The sequence below is a fragment of the Coprococcus sp. RTP21281st1_F1_RTP21281_210402 genome, from assembly GCF_040915325.1.
Classification (GTDB): domain Bacteria; phylum Bacillota; class Clostridia; order Lachnospirales; family Lachnospiraceae; genus Coprococcus; species Coprococcus aceti.
Genome location: NZ_JBCPDQ010000005.1, coordinates 263,631 through 288,397, shown reverse-complemented (window position 1 = coordinate 288,397; position 24,767 = coordinate 263,631). Strand labels below are relative to the sequence as shown.

At 47.8% G+C, this 24,767-nt stretch carries 25 protein-coding genes; 2 read left to right on the top strand and 23 right to left on the bottom strand.

Going from position 1 to position 24,767, the window contains the following annotated elements:
• From AB5150_RS09210 to AB5150_RS09175, 8 genes are all read right to left on the bottom strand, one after another.
• Window positions 1-703: Hsp70 family protein (locus tag AB5150_RS09210; RefSeq protein WP_368291727.1), on the bottom strand; the 703-nt coding region annotated here is incomplete at its 3' end.
• A 72-nt stretch (window positions 704-775) separates the two neighbouring features.
• On the bottom strand, window positions 776-1,441 hold the full coding sequence (grpE, locus tag AB5150_RS09205; protein WP_368291726.1) for a nucleotide exchange factor GrpE: 666 nt from the start codon (window positions 1,439-1,441) through the stop codon (window positions 776-778).
• A 37-nt stretch (window positions 1,442-1,478) separates the two neighbouring features.
• The gene (gene hrcA, locus AB5150_RS09200; RefSeq protein WP_015533137.1) at window positions 1,479-2,519 is read right to left on the bottom strand and encodes a heat-inducible transcriptional repressor HrcA; all 1,041 of its coding nucleotides are present in this window, start codon (window positions 2,517-2,519) and stop codon (window positions 1,479-1,481) included.
• Between the two features lie 153 nt (window positions 2,520-2,672).
• Window positions 2,673-3,971 carry a radical SAM family heme chaperone HemW gene (gene hemW, locus AB5150_RS09195; protein WP_015533138.1) on the bottom strand — a complete coding sequence of 433 codons (1,299 nt, stop codon included), beginning with the start codon at window positions 3,969-3,971 and terminating at the stop codon, window positions 2,673-2,675.
• A gap of 151 nt (window positions 3,972-4,122) precedes the next feature.
• Window positions 4,123-5,937 (bottom strand): translation elongation factor 4, encoded by a 1,815-nt coding sequence (lepA, locus tag AB5150_RS09190; protein ID WP_015533139.1) that lies wholly within the window; start codon window positions 5,935-5,937, stop codon window positions 4,123-4,125.
• Window positions 5,938-6,072: 135 nt separating this feature from the next.
• Window positions 6,073-7,233, bottom strand: a complete 1,161-nt coding sequence (locus tag AB5150_RS09185; RefSeq protein ID WP_055279862.1) for a stage II sporulation protein P — start codon at window positions 7,231-7,233, stop codon at window positions 6,073-6,075.
• Window positions 7,234-7,325: 92 nt separating this feature from the next.
• On the bottom strand, window positions 7,326-8,228 hold the full coding sequence (gene gpr / locus AB5150_RS09180; protein WP_368291724.1) for a GPR endopeptidase: 903 nt from the start codon (window positions 8,226-8,228) through the stop codon (window positions 7,326-7,328).
• 92 nt (window positions 8,229-8,320) lie between these two features.
• Window positions 8,321-8,632 carry a hypothetical protein gene (locus AB5150_RS09175; protein ID WP_015533142.1) on the bottom strand — a complete coding sequence of 104 codons (312 nt, stop codon included), beginning with the start codon at window positions 8,630-8,632 and terminating at the stop codon, window positions 8,321-8,323.
• A gap of 261 nt (window positions 8,633-8,893) precedes the next feature.
• On the opposite strand from AB5150_RS09175, the gene AB5150_RS09170 reads away from it, so the two are divergent.
• Window positions 8,894-11,617, top strand: coding sequence for a transglycosylase domain-containing protein (locus AB5150_RS09170; RefSeq protein WP_368291722.1), 2,724 nt, complete (start codon window positions 8,894-8,896; stop codon window positions 11,615-11,617).
• Window positions 11,618-11,681: 64 nt separating this feature from the next.
• On the opposite strand, the gene spoVAE is transcribed toward AB5150_RS09170, so the two are convergent.
• Window positions 11,682-12,038 (bottom strand): stage V sporulation protein AE, encoded by a 357-nt coding sequence (gene spoVAE, locus AB5150_RS09165; RefSeq protein WP_055144019.1) that lies wholly within the window; start codon window positions 12,036-12,038, stop codon window positions 11,682-11,684.
• 6 nt (window positions 12,039-12,044) lie between these two features.
• Window positions 12,045-13,070: a stage V sporulation protein AD gene (gene spoVAD / locus AB5150_RS09160; RefSeq protein ID WP_368291721.1), complete on the bottom strand. Its 1,026-nt coding sequence runs from the start codon at window positions 13,068-13,070 to the stop codon at window positions 12,045-12,047.
• 165 nt (window positions 13,071-13,235) lie between these two features.
• Here spoVAD and AB5150_RS09155 point away from each other — a divergent pair, with 165 nt between their 5' ends.
• Complete coding sequence (locus AB5150_RS09155) at window positions 13,236-14,591, top strand: chloride channel protein (RefSeq protein WP_331473861.1); 1,356 nt, start codon at window positions 13,236-13,238, stop codon at window positions 14,589-14,591.
• A 25-nt stretch (window positions 14,592-14,616) separates the two neighbouring features.
• On the opposite strand, the gene AB5150_RS09150 is transcribed toward AB5150_RS09155, so the two are convergent.
• The 13 genes from AB5150_RS09150 to AB5150_RS09090 form a co-directional block, all read right to left on the bottom strand.
• Window positions 14,617-16,344, bottom strand: a complete 1,728-nt coding sequence (locus tag AB5150_RS09150; protein WP_368291720.1) for a VanW family protein — start codon at window positions 16,342-16,344, stop codon at window positions 14,617-14,619.
• Entirely contained in the window at window positions 16,345-16,725 is a 381-nt protein-coding gene (locus tag AB5150_RS09145; protein ID WP_015533147.1) for a DUF3783 domain-containing protein, read from the bottom strand. It abuts the gene before it with no gap.
• A gap of 119 nt (window positions 16,726-16,844) precedes the next feature.
• Window positions 16,845-17,294 carry a SpoVA/SpoVAEb family sporulation membrane protein gene (locus AB5150_RS09140; protein ID WP_015533148.1) on the bottom strand — a complete coding sequence of 150 codons (450 nt, stop codon included), beginning with the start codon at window positions 17,292-17,294 and terminating at the stop codon, window positions 16,845-16,847.
• 40 nt (window positions 17,295-17,334) lie between these two features.
• Window positions 17,335-17,751 (bottom strand): stage V sporulation protein AB, encoded by a 417-nt coding sequence (locus AB5150_RS09135; RefSeq protein WP_349092966.1) that lies wholly within the window; start codon window positions 17,749-17,751, stop codon window positions 17,335-17,337.
• On the bottom strand, window positions 17,741-18,364 hold the full coding sequence (locus AB5150_RS09130; protein ID WP_015533150.1) for a stage V sporulation protein AA: 624 nt from the start codon (window positions 18,362-18,364) through the stop codon (window positions 17,741-17,743). The genes AB5150_RS09135 and AB5150_RS09130 overlap by 11 nt, the downstream gene beginning before the upstream one ends.
• Before the next feature lie 57 nt (window positions 18,365-18,421).
• Window positions 18,422-19,105 carry a sigma-70 family RNA polymerase sigma factor gene (locus tag AB5150_RS09125; protein ID WP_055223915.1) on the bottom strand — a complete coding sequence of 228 codons (684 nt, stop codon included), beginning with the start codon at window positions 19,103-19,105 and terminating at the stop codon, window positions 18,422-18,424.
• Window positions 19,105-19,542, bottom strand: a complete 438-nt coding sequence (gene spoIIAB, locus AB5150_RS09120; RefSeq protein WP_015533153.1) for an anti-sigma F factor — start codon at window positions 19,540-19,542, stop codon at window positions 19,105-19,107. Before spoIIAB ends, AB5150_RS09125 begins: the two co-directional genes overlap by 1 nt.
• A gap of 17 nt (window positions 19,543-19,559) precedes the next feature.
• Window positions 19,560-19,907, bottom strand: a complete 348-nt coding sequence (locus AB5150_RS09115) for an anti-sigma factor antagonist (RefSeq protein ID WP_015533154.1) — start codon at window positions 19,905-19,907, stop codon at window positions 19,560-19,562.
• A 112-nt stretch (window positions 19,908-20,019) separates the two neighbouring features.
• The gene (locus AB5150_RS09110) at window positions 20,020-21,630 is read right to left on the bottom strand and encodes a lipopolysaccharide assembly protein LapB (RefSeq protein ID WP_015533155.1); all 1,611 of its coding nucleotides are present in this window, start codon (window positions 21,628-21,630) and stop codon (window positions 20,020-20,022) included.
• 29 nt (window positions 21,631-21,659) lie between these two features.
• Complete coding sequence (locus AB5150_RS09105) at window positions 21,660-21,806, bottom strand: hypothetical protein (RefSeq protein WP_015533156.1); 147 nt, start codon at window positions 21,804-21,806, stop codon at window positions 21,660-21,662.
• Window positions 21,793-23,091, bottom strand: a complete 1,299-nt coding sequence (locus AB5150_RS09100; RefSeq protein WP_015533157.1) for a folylpolyglutamate synthase/dihydrofolate synthase family protein — start codon at window positions 23,089-23,091, stop codon at window positions 21,793-21,795. The genes AB5150_RS09105 and AB5150_RS09100 overlap by 14 nt, the downstream gene beginning before the upstream one ends.
• Before the next feature lie 41 nt (window positions 23,092-23,132).
• Window positions 23,133-23,627, bottom strand: a complete 495-nt coding sequence (gene queF, locus AB5150_RS09095) for a preQ(1) synthase (protein WP_015533158.1) — start codon at window positions 23,625-23,627, stop codon at window positions 23,133-23,135.
• A 59-nt stretch (window positions 23,628-23,686) separates the two neighbouring features.
• Window positions 23,687-24,767, bottom strand: a 1,081-nt coding sequence (locus AB5150_RS09090; RefSeq protein WP_368291719.1) for an aspartate aminotransferase family protein, incomplete at its 5' end; no start/stop codon positions are given.

Genomic DNA, 24,767 nt, shown 5'->3' with positions numbered 1-24,767 from the left:
CCTTTAATCTCTGCATAGCCATCTTATCGCCTGAAAGGTCGATGCCCTCTGCCTTCTTGAATTCATCAAGCATATACTGTGTAATTGCGTTATCGAAGTCATCACCACCGAGCTTGTTATCGCCGGCTGTTGCAAGAACCTCGATGACACCCTCACCGATCTCAATGATAGATACATCGAATGTACCACCACCTAAATCGTAAACCATGATTCTCTGCTCCTGCTCGTTGTCAAGACCATATGAAAGAGCTGCTGCTGTAGGCTCGTTGATGATACGCTTTACATCAAGACCTGCGATCTTACCGGCATCCTTTGTTGCCTGTCTCTGTCCATCTGAGAAGTAAGCAGGAACTGTGATAACTGCCTCTGTAACCTTCTCTCCTAAGTATCCCTCTGCATCTGACTTCAGCTTCTGAAGGATCATTGCTGAAATCTCCTGTGGTGAATACTTCTTGCCATCTATCTCTACTCTGTAATCTGATCCCATGTGACGCTTGATAGATGAAATTGTCTTATCTGCGTTTGTAACTGCCTGACGCTTTGCAGGCTCACCTACTACTCTCTCTCCTGTCTTCAGGAAACCTACTACTGAAGGTGTTGTTCTCATACCCTCTGAGTTAGCTATAACTACAGGCTTACCACCTTCCATAACTGCTACACATGAATTTGTTGTACCTAAGTCAATACCTATAATCTTACCCATTGTCTTTTCCTCCTAGAAAAAAAATTTACAATATTAAGAAATCTCCCACTCCGTGGGCCCTTCTTATGAAATTTAGTTTGCAACCTTTACCATGCTGAATCTCAGCACCTGATCCTTGTACATGTAACCCTTCTGCATCTCTTCAACGATTACATTCTCTTCGTAGTTGTCATCCTCTACATGCATCACTGCATTGTGGAATGTAGGATCAAACTGTTCCCCGGCGCAATCCATAGGCTTTACACCTATGCTTTCCAATGACGTCATAAGCTGCTTATATATATTTGCAACTCCCGACTCGAATGGTCTGTCCTTATCCTCATCAGGAATGGCTGCCATTGCTCTCTCAAAATTGTCTACCACAGGAAGAAGCTTCTCAAGAACTCCCTTTGCACCTATGTCGTACAATTTGCCTGACTCTTTTTCATTTCTCTGGCGGATGTTCTCACACTCCGCAAGAAGTCTTGTGTACTTTGTCTCTGCATCCTTACAGCGTTCCTTGAGCTTCTCGTTCTCCTCACGGAGAGCCTTGCCTCCACGTCTGTTCTCCTTTGCAACATGCTGTGGCTTTGCAGCCTCTGCCTGCTCCTCCGGAACGTCAATGGTCTCATCGACCTTGACTTCTGACTCAACGCCATCCTTTATCTCTGCTGAAGCATCTCCAACTATGGTCTCGGCTGCTGTCTGCTCTGTCTTAACCTTCTTGTCGGATGCAGTACTGTTATTGCTATCAGCCATTACATATCCTCCTATTCATCGTTATAATCTTATCTGTCTATCCATTGTTGTTAAATATGTCATCAAGCTCTCCGGTGAGTTCCTTGAGCATGCTCACAACTTTCTTGTAATCCATCCTCTTCGGTCCGATTATTCCTATCGTTCCTTTTGCGCCCTCCGGCATCTTGTATGTTGCTGTTACAAGGGAGCAGTCCTTCAGGTTTTCATCGCTGTTCTCCTGTCCTATCAGGATCTGTATGTCGCTGTCCTGCTGGATCACATCCTCCACATGTTTTGCAAATTCTTCTTTGTCCTCTATGTCTTCCAGTGTTCCGAGCAGCTTCTCTGCGGATGACGTGTTCGCCAACTCAGGGTACTTGAGTACATTCGTTGCTCCACTGGTATAAACCTTGAGATCATCGGCCTCATGGATCGCCTCCATGATTCCCTGGAATATCGTCTCAAGGATCTCTGCATATTCACCTGCCTGAACCTTCATGGTCTGTATAAGTTCAAGATTGATATCCTGAAGTGCCGCGCCCTGAAGGAAGGTATTTAGCAGAATATTAAATTTTAAAATATCTTCATTCTTCAGGCTGTACGTCGTCTTGATCAGCTTATTCTTGACTATATTGCCATCAACCATGATGACCGCCAGCAATGTGGTCTCATCAACCTGTGACAACTGGATGAACTTTACTGTGTTGTTGTACTGTGGCATCGTAACCAGTGTTGCGTACTGAGTGTTAGTCGCAAGCACCTTTGCCACCTGCTTGAGAAGCTTCTCAAGCTTATCAACTCTCTGCAGCAGATTCTCTCTCTCTGTCTGATTCTCTGCTTTCTCTTCATTCCTGTCTGCCATGATGCTGTCAACATAAAACCTGTAACCTGCATCCGTCGGAACTCTTCCTGCCGATGCATGTGGCTGGCATATAAAACCCATGTCCTCAAGATCTGACATCTCATTTCTTATGGTAGCCGGGCTGACATTCATGTCGGCCAGCTTGGAAATGGTTCTCGATCCAACGGGCTCTCCAGTCTCCAGGTAATTCGAAACGATCGCTTTTAGAATTCTGACTTTTCTCTCGTCAAGTTCCATACTCTCATTCCTTTTTGCTTTTAGTCTTATTAGCACTCAACATATCCGAGTGCTAACCACTAAACATAATCTAACACTGCCGCCCCCTTTTGTCAACAAAATAACGAATGTTTTTGTGTTTTTTTTATGTTTTGAAGGACGGTCGTGCCAGTATTATTCTATTAAGAAGTCCGCCAGGATCGTGTTGCTTACGTCGATGCCTTTTTTTGTGAGGCGGATCAGGCCGTGGTCATCTTCGAGGTGGCCGGTGGACTTGTATTTATCTATGACGGAGCCGTATATGTCGTAGATGGAGTGTCCAAAGTAGTCGTTGAATTTTTCTGCACTCACACCGGATATCATACGCAGGCCGAGGAACATATATTCCTCCATCAGCCTGTCTGCGTCAAGTTCTTCTTCCACATTGCGCATGTGTTCTATTATATCTCTTGCCTTACCCGAATTTGCGACGTGATCTCCGAATGTCATGAGCTCCCTGTGTCTTGCCATGCCGTCTATGTAGTCTTCCAGACTGGATGTGTTGGTGTAGCGTCTGCCGTACAGGAAGGACGCTGCTCCGATTCCGATTCCTATGTATTCCCCGAGGGTCCAGTAGACTATGTTATGTCTGCACTCGTAGCCAGCTTTGGCGTAATTGGATATCTCGTATCTGTGGTAGCCGCCGGTGCCTAAGAGCTTATTTGTTATGTCGTACATCTGCCTGTCCACGTCCTCATCCGGGATCTGTGACAGCAGGTTCTCATCTGCTGCCAGAGGAGTTCCGTCCTCCACTATGAGGCTGTAGGACGATATGTGCTCCGGCTTACACCTTAATACCTTGTCAAGGGTGTCCAGATATGACCTCATGGTCTGTCCCGGTATGTCTGACATCAGGTCTATATTTATATTGCGAAATCCGGCCTCCCTAGCCATGTCAAATGCGGCGAGGAACTGGTCATAATTGTGTATCCTGCCCAGAGCTTCCAGCTCATTTTTCTGTGCGGACTGAAGGCCTATGCTCATCCTGTTTATGCCATTTGCTATATATTCTGCTGCCTTACGGCTGGTCAGGGTGCCCGGATTTACCTCTATGCTTATCTCCGCATCCTCTGCGACATCGAACAGCTTCCTCACCGTCGTCATTACAAGTGTGATCTCGTCCGGCTCCAGTATGGATGGGGTTCCGCCTCCTATGTATATTGTCCTGACCTTGTGGGTCTCCGCCAAATACGAGTAGCTTTTCAGCTCCTCGCACAGGGCTTCGATGTATTTCTCACGGTACACTCCATATCCCGACATGCAGGCTGCCCCCACCGGAAATGACAGGAAGTCGCAGTATGCACATTTCTTCACACAGAATGGGATATGTATGTATATGCTGAGCGGCTTCTTCTCATATGACTCTAAAACTTCGTCATTATTTGCATCGCCGAAATCCCGATCTGAATTTTCGGTATTTATTATATCTATCATTAGTATCCTTCCTTTTTATTTCAAATATCGTCACCGCATGAAAAAAGCCGCTACTAAGAATGCTCCTGTCAGAATGCTCTCATTAACGGCTTTTCTACGATTCTATTATTTCTTATTTAATATAACCGTGTCACTGTGTTCCCGGTCTTTTCTATTCCTCATCAAGCTTCAGGACAGACATAAATGCCTTCTGTGGTATCTCCACATTGCCCACCTGTCTCATTCGCTTCTTTCCTTCCTTCTGCTTTTCAAGGAGCTTTCTCTTTCTGGATATATCTCCGCCGTAGCACTTGGCAAGGACATCCTTTCTCATGGCCTTGACTGTCTCGCGGGCTATTACCTTGCCGCCTATGGCCGCCTGGATCGGGATCTCGAACAGATGTCTCGGGATCTCGTCCTTGAGCTTCTCGCACATCTTTCTGCCCCTTTCATACGCTGTATCCTTGTGTATGATAAATGAGAGTGCATCGACCTCTTCCTTATTGATAAGGATGTCCAGCTTCACAAGCTCTGAGCGGACATAGCCCTTCATCTCATAGTCAAATGAAGCATAGCCCCTTGAACGCGACTTAAGTGCATCAAAGAAATCGTATATGATCTCGTTCAGTGGGAGGTCGTACTTGAGAAGCGCTCTTGTCTCCTCCATGTACTCCATGCTCTTGTACACGCCTCGTCTCTCCTGGCAGAGCTGCATGATGGCACCCACATACTCTGTTGTGACCATGATCTCCGCATCGACAAATGGCTCCTCCATGTACTCTATGGTGGATGGATCCGGCAGATTCGACGGATTGGTGAGCTCTATCACATTCCCATCTGTGGTATGTACCTTATATACAACGCCTGGCGCTGTGGTTACCAGATCAAGATTGAACTCCCTCTCCAGTCGCTCCTGAACTATCTCAAGGTGAAGCAGTCCAAGGAAACCACATCGGAAACCAAAGCCCAGTGCTATGGATGTCTCCGGCTCAAAGCTGAGCGCCGCATCATTTAACTGAAGTTTCTCAAGGGCATCCCTGAGATCCGGATACTTTGCTCCATCCGCAGGATAGAGTCCGCAGTATACCATAGGCTGTGCCTTCTTGTATCCAGGAAGTGCCTCGTCACATGGCCTGTCCGCCTGTGTGACTGTATCTCCCACTGTGGTATCCTGTACATTCTTAAGGCTGGCTGTTATGTAACCAACCATACCGGCTGACAGCTCATCACATGGGACAAATCTTCCCGCTCCAAATATTCCGACCTCAACCACCTCAGCCTCAGCTCCGGTGGCCATCATCCTTATGGTGGTTCCCTTCTTCACGCAGCCGTCAAATAATCGGCAGAATATGATAACTCCCTTGTAGGAGTCATACAGACTGTCGAATATAAGTGCCTTGAGTGGAGCCTCAGGGTCACCGTGCGGTGCCGGCACCTTCTTCACGACCTGTTCAAGCACTTCTTCTATATTAATTCCATTCTTTGCCGATATCCTTGGGGCATCCTGTGCCTCTATTCCAATGACATCCTCGATCTCGTTCACGACCCTCTCCGGATCTGCTGACGGAAGGTCTATCTTGTTGATGACCGGCATGACATCAAGGTCATGATCCAGCGCCAGGTATACATTCGCCAGGGTCTGCGCCTCTATGCCCTGTGCGGCATCAACCACAAGTATGGCTCCCTCACAGGCTGCCAGACTTCGAGATACCTCATAATTGAAATCCACATGTCCCGGAGTGTCTATGAGATTGAATATGTACTCCTGTCCATCATTGGCATTGTACACGATCCTGACACACTGTGCCTTGATGGTGATTCCACGCTCCCTCTCAAGATCCATATTGTCAAGAACCTGATTCTGCATCTCCCTGCTGGTCAGAGTTCCGGTCTTCTCTATGATCCTGTCGGCAAGTGTTGATTTACCGTGGTCTATATGCGCTATTATACAGAAATTTCTTATCTTTGACTGGTCTAAATGCTCCATGTCTTCACATCCTTATCTATGTCCCGCGCCTTGTATGCGCAGGCTCTTTTATTCTTATACTTGTCTTACTCGCATTTGACGTTAATATAACATGTATGAGCATATAACTGCAAGTGGCAATATGCCACTTAATCCTCACTTCAGGAGCACCTTTGCAAGCATTGCGGCAAATGGTTCGATGGCGTTGTATTCCTCCTCCACCGTGTTAGTCTGTGCGCCTATCTCAGCCAGCATGGCGTGCGGCATGAGATCCATGTTGTACCGGCTCGTACTTATGTATATCTTGCGCATCATGTCGCCGTAATTTGCCCTGCCCGCCAGATAGGTCTGAAGTGCAAATGCCATGTTGTCGACCTTGTTGTCATTGCTCCAATAGTCCACATCGTTGCCATCCTCGTCACGGCACATACCATTTAACAGCATGATCTGTGCTGTGGGCTTTCCATCCACATCTGTAACCAGATGTGTGTCATCCGGCACACCATCCCTGTGGAGATCTATGATGACCTCTATCTCAGGATTGTCCTTAAGTATCTGTGACACACCTTCCCTCGAATAATCATAGGAAGCGTTCCTGTCAAGAACCCCTGTCATCATGTCATATGCCATGGTGTCGTGGTACACCGGTATGCCATATGTATCCGTGAGTATCTCCGCCAGGCGGTTGCCAAGTCCTATCACCGTGTCGTCAACCTCGCCCGGTCTTGAGTCCGCAAATGCCTCAGAGCCGTGGGTGTGATATATCAGAACCTTGTATCCGCCCGTGTCCATATCCAGCGACAGATCTTTGCCGAGCAGATTTTCCGCATCCAGCTCGTCTTTTTTGACGCACTTAGGGTATGTGGCGTTATAACAATATGAAAGGAGTGTATCTGCGTCCATACCTATATAAGAGCTCGTTATATCCGCCATGGCCGACACTGTCCTGGCATCAGCGGATCTCTGCGTAGCTTCTGTGGTCTCAGTGCTGGCAGGCGCAGAAGTCTCTGAAGTCTCCGCCTGCGATGATGCCTCGCCTTCGGAATCCGCATCCTCCGTCTGGTATGTCCTGCCCTCCTCGCACACCTCCCTGACCTGGGATTCCCAGTAATCCATGTAACAGTACACATCCGGCTCAGCCGCACCGGGGCTGTATATGCTCCCGCCTGCATCTCCTGAAGAGCTGCCATATATCCCACGGTACACCAGCTTCCACACATCATCAGCTATCCCTGTCCTTATCAATATCCCCGCGCACACCAGAATCACCCACGCAAGTATATACACAGTCTTCGTATGAAGCTTTCTGTCCGACATATATTTCCACCCCTTTTGAATATGCTATGGCCTCTGTTATCCATTATTCAAATATATGAGTGTACGTGCCAAATGATTCCCTGTATTTTTCTCTACATCGCTATGGCATTTATCGCCTCAGATATCGTAAAGCTGATGCGGCGCACTAGCTCGTCTATATTTTTCGGGGTCACGAACATATCCGCCATATCCTCGTCCAGAAGATTGCACGCTATCTGGTATCTCTGCTTCTCCGTGAACTCCCTCATGATCCTGCGCCCGTAGGTCTCGTTAAATGCATCAGCCACCTCATCCAGCGAATCGTCTATGATGGATGGAACGGAGATGACTGTCGGAACACCGACTGCGATCACGCGTCTGCCAAGGTTGTCTGAGCTCAGTGTCTTTCTGTTGTTGCCGACACCGGAGCCGGGGCTTATACCTGTATCCGTGAGCTGGATGGTGCATCCGAGTCTCTTGCTGCTTCTGGCCGCCAGGGCGTCTATTGCAACCACGATCTCCACGTCTATCTCATCGCATATTCCCCTGACTATATCCACAGTCTCTATTCCGGTCTGTGCCATGACTCCCGGACATATGGCACTCATGACCAGATCTGGCTTTCCCGGAGTGTCCAGGTGCCTTGTCACATACAGATTGTCTATGACCAGCGGGCCTATGGAATCCGGGGTGACCTGCCTGTTGCCAAGTCCGACCACCAGTATATTTCTCGCATGCCCCATGAGCTCCCTGAGTCTGCCCTCAAGCTCCGCCCTCAGAGGTTCATGTATGGACTCCTCATATTCCTTAAGCTTGGAACACTCTATCGTTATATATTGTCCCTTTGCCTTTCCCAGATTTTTCTCCCCTATCTCATCCAGCACCGTTATGGTGGTGGTCTTGATGCTCCTGTCCTCATTCACCACCGTCTTCACCTTGACCCCAGGCATATTTCTCCTGTCGGCTACATTTTCTCTGAGCTCTATCGCAAGATCCGTACGTATCTCCCTGTTCATATGCGTCCTCCTTACATAACCCATTACATGTATAATAAAATACCCCGGCGGATGCATTTTTATGTATCCGCCGGGGCATTCCACGGTAAATCTTACATTACCTTGCCAAGTATTCTGTTGATCACTTCAGGATATCCGCACACCCTGAGGACAGGTGGCTCCCACTCCAGGGATGCCGTCTGATAAAAGCATGTCGACACACCGACTTCTATTCCGCCCTCCATCTCTGATGATCTTACGATCCTTCCAAATTTCTTCTTGTCCTTAACAAGTCCCCAGGCGGCTTTGTTGATGGTAAATTCCACCACCGGGTAGCCTCCCACATATCCTGTCACCTTTGCGTCGTCCACATATGACAGCTCGTCCTTCCAGTATTCAACCGCTTCGTCTATTGATGCAAACATATATCTTCTCCTGTTTATTCTGCACTTTTTTATATTTATTATGCTTTTGAATCATACCGTTGTCAATTTACTCTTTCTGATTTTTTCGTTCACGTTTATTAATTTTTGTTTTGTTGCAATATTTTTTTCTTTATTATTATACTGTTATTTGATATACTAATTTGAAGTGTATATTAACGGCAGTAGTCTGCCCTTATTTAGAATTTACTTTTACAATTAAATAGCGGGGATCTATCCCCCAGGTTTTAAGGAGGTCTTTTTATGGATTTTACTAAGAAGGGAGCGGTGAAGGCTCAGAAGGAGCTGGTATCCAAGCTTCCAAGAAACCGGCGTAAGCTTAACATTTCTGTGTTTAAGATTATACTGGTGCTGGTGCTCGCCATTGTGATAGTCGGTGTCGGAGCCGGATTTGGAGCCCTCAAGGGTATTCTGGATGATACGCCGAACATCAACGCTGACGCTCTCATACCTAAGGGATACAAGACAACTCTTGTATACCAGAATGGAAAGGAGATCACGACACTTGCCAATTCCAACTCCAACCGAGAGTATGTGTATTACGACTCTATTCCTGAGGATCTTGTGAATGCATTTGTCGCTATAGAGGACAGACGTTTCTGGGAGCACAACGGAATCGATGTACAGGGTATCGCCAGAGCATTTATAAAGGGTCTCAAAAGCGGAGACTTCGATGAGGGTGCTTCCACTCTTACACAGCAGCTTATCAAGAACAACGTGTTCAACGTCGGACTGAATGAGTCAACTTTCCTGGATAAGCTTGAGCGTAAGGTTCAGGAGCAGTACCTGGCTGTGGATATGGAGAAGAAGATCGACAAGAAGTCGATAGTCGAGTATTATCTGAACACCATATATCTCGGAGAAGGCTGCTACGGTGTTGAGACCGCTGCCAAGACTTACTTCGGCAAGGGGCTCAGCCAGTTATCGGTATCTGAGTGTGCCGTGCTCGCAGCAATTCCGCAGAACCCTACCAAATACGATCCTCTCCTGTCGCCTGACGACAACAAGACCAGAAGGACCCAGGTTCTTAAATACATGCTGGATCTTGAGTATATAACACAGGCGCAGTATGACGAGGCTATAAACGATAACGTTTACAAGCGTATCGCTTCCGTATCTAAGAAGGAAGAAAAGCAGCAGAAGACAGAGGTCAACTCCTACTACACTGACGAGGTCATCAAGCAGCTTCAGAATGATCTGGTTGCCAAGGGCTACTCAGAGGACGAGGCAGAGTCACTGATCTGGTCAGGCGGACTCAAGGTCATCGTTTGTCAGGATCCTGAGATCCAGGAGATCGCTGACTCAGTTGTAAATGATACATCCTACTGGCCTGAGCCTGTATATCAGCTCAACTACGCTCTCACCCTTGCGGATAAGGAGACAAAGGTTCAGACGAACTACAGCGTGGAGAATCTTGAGAGCTGGTTCACAGAGCAGGAGGGCTACGACTACAGCGCAAGATATTACAGCGAGGATGATGCCCGTGCAGCGGCTGACGAGTTCAGGGATGCCATGGTTGCCGAGACCGGCGACGAAGTCTTCATGGAGACATTCAAGCTTGTCATACAGCCACAGGTATCATTCACTCTCATGGACCAGAACACCGGTCAGGTCAAGGCACTTGTCGGAGGCCGTGGAGAGAAAACTGAGAACAGATCATTCAACCGTGCAACTGAGGCTACCAGACAGCCTGGTTCTTGCTTCAAGATAGTTGCCACATACCTTCCTGCACTGGACGCGTGCAACATGTCTCTTGCCACCGTATACGATGATGCACCTTACTACTATGAGAATGGTAATCAGGTATTTAACTGGTACGGCGGATACTGGGGACCTAAAACTATAAGATATGCTATCATGGAGTCTATGAATATCATAGCTGTAAAGTGTATCACAGACGTAACTCCACAGCTCGCATATGACTATCTGCTGAAGCTTGGATTTACAACTCTTGTTGAGAGAAAGACAGACAGCGATGGTCTCATCCTGTCAGATATCAACCAGTCACTTGCACTTGGTGGTCTGACAAATGGTATTACCAACCTAGAGATCACAGCTGCATATGCAACCATCGCCAACGGTGGTAATTATATAAAGCCTGTGTTCTACTCAGAGGTTTACGACCATGAAGGCAATCTTCTGATAGACAACAGGGAGCCTGAGAAGACACGTGTCATATCAGAGCAGACAGCATGGCTTCTCACAAGTGCCATGCACGACGTTGTAACAGGAGGTACCGGTTCAGGTGCCAACTCTTACACAGGTATGTATACAGCAGGTAAGACAGGTACCACATCAGGAGACTTTGATAACTGGTTCTGTGGTTATAACCCATACTACACAGCTTCTATATGGCTTGGAAATGATGAGAACATCACATACAGCCCTGGTTCTATCAAGTGCTATATGTGGAGAGATATCATGGATCAGGTCATTGAGAAGAAGGGACTTGATACATCGGCTACATTTGAGATGCCGGACGGAATCGTACAGGCCACTGTATGTTCGGATACAGGACTTCTTCCATCGAATGGATGTCCTACCGTAACAGATTACTTTGACGCATCCAAGATTCCTACAAAGTACTGTCCAGGTGTCAAGAAGGTTGTCGTATGTAACGAATCACACATGCTTGCCAACAAGGAATGTCCTGAGACTACAACCTTCATCTACAAGCTGAATGATGATGGTGAATATGTTCTTGAGGGTTACACATGGGATGAATCACTCCTCAAGGAGCACTGTAACATCCACGGCAAGAAGAAGGATACAAAGAAAACTACCAAGGCAACAACGACAACCGAGGATACATCGGAGGATACAACGGATGATACAACAACGGAGGAGCCTACAACGACTGAGGAACCTACAACCGAGGAACCTACGTCAGAGGAACCTACCTCTTCAACAGAGATAACCACAACCGAGGAACCAAGCTCGGATGATTCAACCGATACAACTCAATGACGGAAAGCCCCATCATACAATTCAATGTATGATGGGGCTTTTTATATCATGCCTGTCTTCTATTCTATTTTGTCATCTTCGGCTTGAATATCAACGATGCAATATATCCAAATATCAGTGCGGCCGAGCTTCCAACCGCCGCCATCTGAAAGCCTCCGCGGAACAGTCCGATAAATCCATCCTTATCAACCGCCTCAGTTATGCCCTTCCACAGATTATATCCAAATCCCGTGAGCGGCACCGATGCCCCGCACTGTGCAAATTCCAGAAGCGGCTTGTATATTCCAAGCGCTCCAAGCACAACTCCCGTACAGACGAGTATGACCATTATCCTTCCCGGAAGAAGCTTGGTCTTGTCCATCAATATCTGGGCAAGAACACATATTATTCCGCCAACCACAAACGCTTTTACATAATCCATTTACATCTACTCACCTTTCTTTTCGTGATACTCTATCATGACCGCATGGGCGATCCCCGGTATGGTCTGCCCCTCGTTATAGCTCACCGTGGAAAGCAGGGCTCCCGTCGGAACAAACAAAACTCTCTTCCACTCCCCGGAGCTCACCTTCTTCAATATATATCCGGCGAGGACGGTCGCCGAGCAGCCACAGCCCGATCCGCCAGAGTGGGTATCCTGTTCCTCGTTTTCAAATATCTCTATACCGCAGTCCATATGATTTGCCGATATATCCACATTGTTCATGCTCAGAAGATCCTCAAGTATCGTCTTGCCGACCTTACCGAGATCACCGGTTATTATCCTGTCGTAGTATGTGGGCTTTATTCCAAAGTCCTGAAGATTCTGATATATAACGGCAGCCGCCGCTGGTGCCATGCACGCTCCCATGTTGAGGGAATCCTTCACACCATAGTCCACTATCTGCCCTGTGGTTACGCCCTGGATACACACATCTGACTCTCTGTCTGACACCACAAAGGCACCACTTCCCGTGACCGTCCAGGTAGCTGACAGGGGACGCTGATTTCCATATTCCAAGGGAAAACGGAACTGCTTCTCCGCACTTCCATAGTGGCTTGACGCCTCCGCAATGACGTTGTCCGCATACCCCGCCGCCACAGTCATGGACGCAAGCGACAATGCCTCCCCGCACGTCGAGCACGCACCATACAGACCGAACACCGGTATCTCCATATCCTTGATTCCAAATGTCGACGCTATGAGCTGTCCCAACAGATCCCCGGCAAATATATACCTTATATCCTGCTTGACTATTCCCGCCTTCTGTATGGCAAGGGTCACCGCCTGACGCACCATCTCGCTCTCTCCTTCCTCCCAGGAATCTTTGCCAAATGTTGCATCCTCGCTCACTCTGTCAAAATATCTCGCCATGGGGCCGTCTATCTCCTTCGGCCCCGCCACCGCTGCTGCCCCCAGTATATATGGGGGATTGCCAAATTTTATGCTCTGTTTTCCTTTTTTCTCATTCATATCATGCAACTCCCTTATATGGATAAATGTAACTGTTACTATAATTCCCTTATGCACTGCAGATTATAATGGTAGTTTTTGTTAATCTCAGCACTGGACAAATTCATTTATTTGCTTTAACATTACTAAAGTTGCTTTACAAAGAAAAAGGAATGGAGAATCGCCGTGGAATTTACAAAGGAATACTGGGTAAACTGTTTTAGCAGATGTGTCAGATATGCTACGACTTTTTTCAAATGGATAGTTTTTTCACTGATAATGGGAACGATATGCGGGCTTGTCGGAACAGCTTTTCATATATGCGTAGAGTACGCCACCGGCTTCCGTGAGAACAATCATATGATAATATATTTTCTGCCGCTTGCGGGAATCGTGATCGTATTTATATACAGGATCTGTGGAATAAGACATTCCAAGGGAACCAATCTTGTCATCGGTTCCATAAGAAGTGTGGAGGACGAGATTCCTTCCCGTATGGCTCCGCTGATCTTCATATCGACGGTCATTACACACCTCTTTGGAGGTTCATCCGGCCGGGAGGGTGCCGCCCTTCAGATAGGTGGAAGCATCGGTGTCTCTATAGGCAAGCTGTTCAAGCTGGATGACAGCGACAAGCACATACTCACACTGTGCGGTATGAGCGCTGTCTTTTCGGCACTGTTTGGAACGCCAATAACGGCTGCACTTTTCAGTATGGAGGTCATAAGTATCGGCATCCTCTACTACTGCGCATTTGTGCCTTGTCTGTTCTCGTCAGTCATCGCATACGCAATAACGAAAAAGCTTCACGTTGTACACGACCACTACAATATAGCCGGCATGCCGACATCCATGGATGTGCCTTTGGTGATCAAGGTCATCGGTCTGGCTATCCTGTGCGCAGTGCTCAGCAGTCTGTTCTGTATATTCATGAACGTTGTGCACAAGCTTTTCCGCAAATATTTCAAGAACCAGTATGTGCGCGTATTTGCAGGAGGCGTGATGCTCGTCCTGCTCAACATAATACTCAACACCACCGACTACAACGGAACCGGTATGAACATCATCGCCCAGGCGCTCAACGGAGAGGCAAAACCAACGGCTTTCCTTCTCAAGGCGCTGTTCACCGCCATAACAATAGGCTGTGGATTCCGAGGCGGTGAGATCGTTCCATCGTTCTTCGTCGGTGCCACATTTGGATGCGCCATGGGTGGACTCATGGGACTCGACCCGGGCTTTGCCGCTGCCCTCGGAATGGTGTGCTTCTTCTGTGGCGTGGTAAACTGTCCTCTTACATCTCTGTTCCTGAGCATAGAGCTGTTCGGAGCGCACGGAATACTTCTGTTCACCATAGGATGTGCCGTCAGCTACATGCTGTCCGGCTATTACAGCCTGTACAACGAGCAGAAGATCATCTACTCCAAGCTCCGCCCTCACTATGTCAATCTCTACACCAACCAGGAGATAAAGACCAAGGAACCGGGATTCCTGGAAGGCCTTATAAGGATCAGGGAGGACGACTCAGACGACATTGAGGAGTAGCCGGCAGCTACTCTTCCTGAGTATCTTACTCAGACTCAGTCGTCTTCTTATCTGTGTCTGAGCTGTCACTCTTATCTTTGTTCTGATCCTTATCTTTGTCTTTATCTTTGTCTTTATCCTTGTCCTTTGGAAGCTTTCCTACCTTGTACACCTCGTCACGCTTAGAGTACACGCTTATCGCCTCAGGATTGTCCGATATGACATTTCCATCGCCGTCATACACTCTTCTGTAGGACTGCACTGTAAGGCCCTCTATTCCCACTGTGTCAAGCACCTGCTCATCCTTGCCAAGACTCTTGTCCAGCTCATACTTGGTCTCATATGGCTCTGTCTCAACGGTCTCCGTGTAGAGCTCCACGCTGAACGGCTCCGTGATGGTGCCCCATATCGTACATGATGTGGAATATCCATCGTAGCTTGTGCTTATCTTTATCGGGTAATCCGTGTCATTTGTAAATACAAAGTCACATCCGCCCCACGCCACAGTGGCGTCAAGTCCCGCAGGAACATACGATGAAGGGTATGGATGACAATGTCTCTCATCTATCTCGAGATTCGCATACAGGCACGCCATGTACATGGTGGATGACACCTGACATATTCCACCGCCCATGTCCATGACTGACTGTCCGTCAGCATATGATGGGCCCGGAAGGAAGCCTCTCTCCTCGGTGAGCTCTCCGACTCCGAGGTTATATGAAAATGACTCTCCCGGCATGAGTATGGTTCCATCGCAATACTGCGCCGCCAGCTTGACATTTGTCTTTCTGTTCTCTGAACCCTCAACCTCTGTGCTGTATGAACTCATCTCGTCTCTGAACAGCAGCTTCCTGTATTCTTCCGTACTCATATCCGCCGGGGTGTATGTGAGCGGGATGCTCACATCCGTTCCCTTCTTGGCAGATTCAAGGCTCTTCTTTGCCGCCTCCAGATCAAAGTCCACACCGTCCTTGGCCTCAACTACCTCGTAGTTCTTGTCAGGGTCAAGCGTTGGATTCTGCGGCTCACAATGTACCTTTTTGTATACCTCGTCCAGATCCACGTCAGCAGACACGACAGGACATTCCACCACAGTGCCATAGTCTCCTTTTGCTATCTGCTTCTTTATGCGGGTTACCAGCTTGTCTGTGTCTATCCTGTAGCTGCCCTTTCCCTTTGTCACAATGAGGTTCTTGTCCTCTATCCTGTATCCATCCTCTATATCCAGATCGACCTTCATCATATCACTGCTCTCGATGGCGGTCGTTATGATGCCGCTGTCGCCTATATATGGATAAATATCATAGCTGCTTCCAAGTGTCCATGATTCCAGAAGCCCATAGCCTCTTCTCCAGAAGCTGTGTGAGTCATCCTGTATCTTCTGCACAGACTTCTCAGAATCCATATCCAGCGCCGCCGACACATCCAGGGTGTAAGTCTTGTCATCCAGCTTCACCTGTATGCCCACACTGCTGTAATCGCGTCTGAACTGGTCATTTATGCTCTTTGCCGCCTCCGCAGATTTCATTCCGCCAACGTCTAATCCGTTTATGGTGGTCTTTTTGTACAGCTTTCTGTTGCCCACACACGCACATATTAGCGCATAAAATATCACCATGAACACCGCCGTGAGTATCCAGCTTATCACTCTGTATCGCTGCTGTCTCTTCCTCCACTGCTCAGATGCACGCCGTCCTGAACGTCCTGAAGCTCTCTGCCTGTTCTGCGCAAGTCTATTTTCAGTTGTATGTCCGTTTCTTCTTTCGTCTGCCATCTACATTCCCCTCATCCTGTAGAATAGATATTCCTTTGCAAGCTCCGAGTAGAGCTGCTGTACAGTCCACTCCCTGTTGCTCCGTGTCACTACCGACTTCAGCCTTACTGCCGGAAGCCCGGTCTTCTTATACCTTTCAAGAAATATATCAAGTTCTTTGCTGCTCACTCCGTCAAATATGAGCATATCCATACTGAGATCTTCCGTCTGTCCGGTCTCATCTCCACAGCCAGATATGTCAGCCGTGTCGCACAGACTTCCGACCTTCATACCATAATGCTTTCTCTGAATGTCAACGCACTCCGCACCTATGTCACTGCATATATCCTGTACTGCACTCTTCTGCTCAGGTGCCAGATTGACTGTCATTAGCCTCTTCATGTCAGCATTTCTCCTGTCTTTCTTCTTTTGTCCAAATCTATACTCATTATGTTATTTTTTCAAATATTGTCAACCGATGTGGGGAAAATATGTTGATTTTTAATTTAATAAACCCCATTTCACCATATTGAGACTATCCAATATATAACACCGAGCAGCCAGCTTGTAAATATACCGTACAGTATAACAGGCCCCGCTATGGTGAACGCTTTCACGCCCTTTCCGAACACTTCACCCTCAGTCTGGAATTCCACTATGGGCGCACACACACCATTTGCAAATCCTGTGATCGGCACAAGTGCTCCGGCACCGCCGTACTTTGCTATCTTCTTGTAGAGATTCAGACTTGTGAGGATGACACTTACGAGGACGAGTATCAGCGATACATACGCATACGCCTCGTCTTCCTTCACATCGAAGTGTACCAGCAGGTCAAATATCCCCTGCCCTATCGTGCAGATCACGCCTCCCACAAGAAACGCCCACAGGCAGTTTCTCGGAACGCTTGATGTGGGTGTCACAAGCTCCACATATTCATTGTAATCGCTCTCTGTAGGTTCAAACTTCATAACAAATACCTCCATTTCACACAAAATAATTTTGACTTTATCACATGCCCAGAACTACACTCAGCACCGAGCCTACCAGTTTTCCCGCAGCAAGGCCGTATATGACATAAGGGAAATTCCTTCTCACACTGAATCTTCTGGCTGCGATTGGAATGACATTCAGCACCTCCGTAAGTGCCCCCGCCAGGCATCCCACAAATATCCCTCCGAACAGACATATGATGGTATATCCCACCCATGTCACCGGAACCGATATTTTGAATACATATATCAGATTTGCCAGTGCCGCACCATATGCCAGCAGACACTCTATGAACAGATAATGCCTTGCCCCCTTTACCTTCTCAAGAAGCTTTGGGAATATTCCTATCATGGATATAAATGCAAAATACCCGCCCGATATGGCCACACCGCTGGCAAAGCAGGCTATGGCAAGCATAGCGTATCTAATCAGCATCTCTCTCCGCCTTCTTTCTGGAGGCATCCGTTATGACTGTCTGGTTGACCTCCTGTTCATACTGTCTCATCTGAACCTGAAGCGGTGTAGGATCATCAGAGAATTTTTTCTTTGCACCGTGATTGAAAAATACGATTATACCGATGAAGAGCCCCAGGGAATATGCTATTCCCGCCACAGGATAGGCATCCCTGCCCTGCCCCACAAATATGTTGTGCATGACGTCAAGCTGTCCAACCATATTGACATCCGAGTTGTACGACATGATGGAAAAGCCTGCTCCGAAAAATGCGATGAAGCATATCATCAGGAATTTGAAGAACTGCTTTACTTTGTCGCTGGTGTCATATGTCCTGTAATACACAACCACGTCCGTTGCCCCTATGGTCTGTGTCTGGCAGTCCGGGTAGTGCTCCTGTATCACCTGCAGAATGTACATCACCGATATGACCTGCTGCTCCTTGCTTCCGGAAAAGCTCATGAGCTCCAGCTTCTCCACGCCGTATTTTATATCGGGATTCGGGCTCAGCACCGTCGCCACATCTTTTATTTTGACTTTTCGCTTCTCCGCCAGACAGCTCTCCGACAGTTTCAAATACAAAAGTTCAGCCATATACATGTCCCCTGTTCTTATATTCTAAGAATAGTCTGTCCATGTATATGGCTGATATTACTCCAATATTTTCCATCTGAGTCTTCCGAGTATCTTTTTCTCAAGCCGGCTCACCTGCACCTGGCTCATGCCAAGGATCTGCCCTGTCTGTCCCTGCGTCTTGTCCTGAAAATACCTCAGCACCACAAGTTTTCTCTCATCCGGCGTGAGCGTGTCCAGAAGCTGCGATACACACAGCCTGTCCACGATGCGGTCTCCATCTTCCGTGCCGCACATCTCCGCGTGAAGATCATCTATGCATGTCACATCCGATGCCGCGTCCATCGCCATCACAAGCTCTTCAGGAGTCGCTCCTATAGCCTCACATATCTCCTCCATTCCCGGCTCAGTCCCTCTGTTTTTTTCGACCTCGTGTCTGTATCTGTCTGCCCTGTAGTATATCGTTTTAAGATTTCTGCTGACCTTCACCATTCCGTCATCCCTGAGAAAGCGTCTAATCTCCCCCTGAATGAGTGGAACCGCATACGTGGACAGTTTTACCTCATAGTCCATATCAAACCTGTCTATGGCCTTTACAAGGCCTATAAGCCCTATCTGTATAAGATCCTCAAGTTCCTGTCCTCTCCCCACATATCTTCTGGCAACGCTGACCACCAGTCCCATATTGTCCGTCACAAGTTTATCTCTGGCATCTCTGTCTCCATCTTTTGCAAGTTCAAGCAAACGATGATTATCCGCCATCAATATATCTCCTGACTTTTTCCTATTATCTTCTTCATATTTACCACGGTTCCCTCACCCACGCGGGATTCTACCTTTAGCTCATCCATGAAAGCCTCCATAAATGAAAATCCCATGCCCGATCTGCTTCCGTCCGTGACAGTGGTGTAAAGCGGCTCCATTGCCCTGTCGACATTCTCTATGCCGCAGCCGTGATCTGTGATCGTTATGTACAGGGTGCGCTCCTCTATGTATGCCTCCAGGATTATGCTTCCCTCCCCGGATCCATATCCGTGTATTATCGAATTCGTGACAGCCTCCGACACCGCCGTCTTGACATCCTCCACCTCACTGAGTGTCGGATTTGTCCTCGTCAGCATAGCCGCCACCACGACTCTCGCCACAGCCTCATTCCGGGCATCACAGCCAAATTCCATGATCAATCTGTTCTTATCCATACCATTCTCCTCGTTATCTATATTTTATCTGTCCAATCCTCAGCCTCATCCCGGACACCGCTGTCCAGCCTTGTCGCGATCCTGTATATACCGGACATAAGCAGTATCCTGTCCATTCTCGCATTTACATTTATCACCCCAACGCTTCCCCCTCTGTCGTGGAGCTGTCTGTACCTTCTCGTTATAAGTCCTATCCCCGAGCTGTCCATGAACGTTGTCCTGCCAAAATCAAATATGGCATGTCTCACCACCTCCTCGGCAAATACTCCGTCTATCCCTGCGGTCATCTTCACCGCCGCATAATCATCCACCTCTCTGGGCATATATACGATTATAGTATCCCCCATTTTCTCGTAGATATTCATCTTCAATCCCCCTGTCACAAAATAAAAGGCACAAAAGAAACGGTTAATCCTTATCCGTCTCTTTTGTGCCTTCTATAAATTATAATCTTTTTATATGTCTTTCTGTCTTTCGTTACTGTCCGTCAGTTGTATCTGTTCCATCGCCTGTATACGAACTGTCGGTCGTGTCTGTTCCGTCACCTGTATACGTATTGTCGATGGTGCCTGTTCCATCATCCGTATACGTGTTGTCGGTCGTATCCGTTCCATCACCTGTATACGAGCTGTCGGTTGTATCTGTTCCGTCACCTGTGTCCGTGCTGTCGGTCGTACCTGTTTCGTCACCTGTGCTTGATCTGTCGGTTGTATCTGTTCCGTCGCCCGTGTTCGTGCTGGCTGTACTTGCAGAATTCTTCTTTTCAAGTCCCGCCTGTATGGCATCTTCATCCGCATAATCACACGCAACCGTGTAGTATACGGAGTTCGGACAGTTCTCAACAAGCTGGTTAAATACCAGTGTGGCATTGTTATCATCAGAAAGCTTCAGATAACACATCGCCTTGTAGAACAGTGCCACATCGCTGTTAGGTGTATCCTGAAGGACTCTGTTCAGATCATCTATGGCAGCCTCATATGTCATGGTCTCGTACTTATAGATCGCTGACTGTACCCTTGCCTTATTGTCATCCGACAGAACCTGTGAAGCGTAATCGCCATACTTATCTATCTGTGTCTGAAGGTTTTTCGCCTCAGTCTCAGCATTTGTGAGCTTGGTGGTCATGCTGTCCACCTGTGACTGGAGCTCCGATATGGCCACGTTCTTATCCGCTATCTCCTGACTGAATGTAACCTTCAGGTCTCTCTCTGAATTGTCAGCTGCCTTATCCCTGTGCGGGATGATGAGCGTCCACATGGCCGCAAGTCCCAGAACAACTCCCGCTATGATATAAGCGATGGAATATTTGTAGAAATTGATGTCCTTGTATCTTCCAACCGGAATCGGATCCCCATCAAAATCCACCTCGCTGTTGCCAGCTATGAGCTTCTTCTGGTCATCCACGAACAGAGAATCCACATCGTAGTCCTCCTGCGGATAATCCCTGAAGTTCATGATCTCCTCATCAGTGTGGCCCATCTCATTGAAATATCTGACCGCCACTGGATTTGTCCTGTCTATCTTGATGACACGCTTGAGTGCCTTGCGAGCCTTGTCATATCTTCCCTCGTCGATGAACAGAAGTGCAAGGAGCAGGTACCCCTGTATAAATCTGCTGTTGTCGGAAAGTACCTTTCTGAGCTGTATAAAGGCAAGATCCTTGCTGCCCTGCTTCGCATATACCAGCGCCTGATTATACTTTCTGGTTACATTGTTCACCGCCTCCAGCCTGTGTGGGTTGGATTTTATCTCCTTGATGTATCTCTTGGCGACATTCTTGCCGTCAAAATAATTCACGCTCACTACCCAGTGGCTGAGCGCCTGAACTATCTCTCCGGTCTCATAGTACACCAGTCCAAGAAGGTTCCGGGCATCTATATTCATCTTGTCATACTTCAGAGACAGCTTGAGCGCCTCCTCCGCACCTGACATATCCCTGACCCTCGCCTTATCAAGCCCTATGTTGTAATAGTACTTTGACGAGTTGAGAGCCTTGTTCACGTAATCTATCTTCAGTCCGCACCTGGTACAGTAGCCTGTGACGGCTATCGCTCCACCGCAGTGCTTACAATTCAGTACATCTGCCATATCTTAATCTCCCGACCAATCTGTGTTCTTTACTTCTCTGCTTCCTTTGCAACCCTCATCATCTCCTGCATGACATCCATGATGTCCTTGAGATCATTGTTGTATATTGCATCCTCTGCCTGGTCAAGTTCAAGTGCCGGCTTAAACCTCTTTATCTCTTCATCAAAATTGATCATGTCTGTTCCTCCATCTCTTGACACCGCCCACCAGATACAGGGAACCAACGCAGTATATGTTGGTATTCTCTCTGTCTCCTCTGAGCTCCACTGCCATATCCATGGCATCGTCAATCTCATCGCTGACCATGACCGGAGTATCCGTACACGCCGAGAATATCTCCGCCAGCTTTGCGGAATCCGCCTTTCTGCTGCTGTCAACGCTTGTGACTATTATCCTGCCAAACGTAATATTTCCGGCAAGCAAATGTATCATGGAGTCATACTCCTTATCCTTCACCGCCGCAAATACCAGTATCTTGTCATATTCCCCATGAAGCCTGTTCATGGTCTCTATATATGCATTTACAGCCTCCACATTGTGGGCACCATCCACATATATATGGGGAGCTATCTCCTCCATCCTGCCCTCCCAGTAGAACTGCAGGAGTGCATTCCTCACGGTCTTCTCTATATCCTGTTCCGGTACATTCCGCCTCTCCATGAGCATCCTGAATGCTGTCACGGCAAGGCTGACATTCTCCACCTGGTACAGTGATGTCTTCTGTATCTGTAAATTGCAATAACTATAATACCGATTATGCAATGAAAAATCAATGGTTTTGTTCCCCAAATGATTTATTATATAATCTGATTTTTCGACCGGAATTATGTCCGCTCCACGCTCTTTGGCAGTATCTTCTATGACCCGCGCAGCCGCCTCATCCCGCCTGAAATATATCACCGGAACACCCGGCTTGATGATGCCTGCCTTCTCATAAGCTATCTTCTCTATCGTGTCGCCAAGATACTCCATGTGATCCATTCCCACCGACGTGATGATCGTAAGCTCCGGCGTCAGGACATTTGTCGCATCCAGTCTTCCGCCCATTCCTGTCTCGTATACGGCAAAGTCACACTTCTGCTGTCTGAAATACACCGCCGCCATGGCAAACATGACCTCGAAGAACGAAGGGTGCTCCATGAACTGCCCCTTTACGGTCTCAAATGCCGACACAAAATCGTCATCGGATATATTTGTACCATTTATCTGTATTCTCTCGTTTATGGACACGAGATGGGGTGATATGAACAATCCCACTCTGTATCCCCGGGCTGCAAGCATCTGCGCCAGAGCGCGGCATGTGCTGCCCTTGCCGTTGGTTCCCGCCACATGTATCGCAGGAACAGCCTTCTCAGGGTTCCCCAAACGGCACAAAAGACTGGAAAGGTTCTCCTTGCCAATCTTCTGTGCAAAAAGCGGAATACCCAATATATAATCCACAGTCTCTCTGTAATCCGCCATTATGATTCTCCTATCCGTCCGTGCGTGCTGCTCAGACCCAATTATCTATTGTCAACTTTCTCAGGGTAGAGGTCGTGGTTTGCCAGACGGTTCCAGGCAACCTCCTCCCACTTTGTTCCCGGTCTGCCGTAATTGCAGTACGGGTCTATGGAGATTCCTCCCCTCGGTGTGAACTTGCCCCACACCTCGATGTACTTTGGATCCATCAGTTTTATGAGATCCTTCATGATGATGTTCATACAGTCCTCATGGAAGTCTCCGTGATTTCTGAAGCTGAACAGATACAGTTTCAGCGACTTGCTCTCCACCATCTTCTCGCCCGGCACATATGATATGTACACCGTTGCGAAGTCAGGCTGTCCGGTGATCGGACAGAGGCTTGTGAACTCAGGACAGTTGAACTTTACAAAGTAGTCGTTGTCCGGATGCTTGTTGTCAAATGTCTGGAGCATCTCTGGTGCATAGTCCATGCTGTACTTTACGTCTTTATTTCCAAGGAGGGTCACACCCTCCATCTCTTCTTTACTTCTTCCCATTATGGTCTCCTATATTACTTTTATGATTCATGCTTATTCTGCTATATGATCACGCTGTATTACTGCTCCTGCAGTGCTTCTGTCACAGACTTGATGAGCAGCTTAACAGCCTCGTCACATTGCTCCTTCTTAACGATAAGTGGAGGTGCGATCCTTATGATGCTGTCTCTTACCGCTGTTATGAGGAGCTTGTTCTCAAACGCTCTGTGCTTTACTTCAAATGCGATAGGCTTGTTGAACTCAACGCCTATAAGAAGACCACGTCCTCTGATCTCCTTGACACAAGGAAGTGCCTTGAGTTCCTCCATGAAGTATGCTCCTACTTCCTTTGCATTCTCGTAGAGCTTGTTATCCAATATCTCATCTATCTCTGCAAGCGCCGCTGCACAACACACAGGGTTGGCTGCGTATGTTGAACCGTGGGCACCAGGTGTAAATGCTGCTGCTATCTTGGTGCTTGTACACATCGCGCCTATAGGCATACCGCCCCCGATGGCCTTTGCCATGGATACCATGTCAGGCTTTACGCCATATGTCATATATGCCATGATGTCTCCGGTTCTTCCCCATCCGGTCTGAACCTCGTCGAACATGAGGAGCATGTTCTTCTCATCACAGAACTCACGAAGTCCTTTAAGGAACTCAGGGTCTGCAGGGTATACACCACCCTCGCCCTGTACAGGCTCTACCATGATTCCTATGGTGTTCTCATCGCATTTGCTCTTGAAGTCCTCAAGGTTGTTATACTCTGCATATGTGAATCCCGGAAGGAGTGGTGCAAATCCCTTGTGGCAGGCCGAATCAGGCTGGCCTGTTGCCGACAGTGCACCATATGTTCTTCCGTGGAAGCTGTTCTTCGCTGTCACGATCTTATATCTGTCCGGTCCGTAATTGTCCACGCCGTACTTTCTAGCCATCTTGATCATGGCTTCATTTGCCTCTGTTCCTGAGTTCTGGAACACGATCTTCTCCATGCCTATGGTGTCACACACCTTCTTTGCAAGGAGGATCATTGGAAGTGTATATGCATAGTTTGATGCATGTATTACATTTGCCGCCTGGTCAGCTATGGCCTTTGCAACCTTCTTGTTGGCATTTCCCGCGCTGCTTACCGCTATTCCTGCGAAGAAGTCGAGGTAT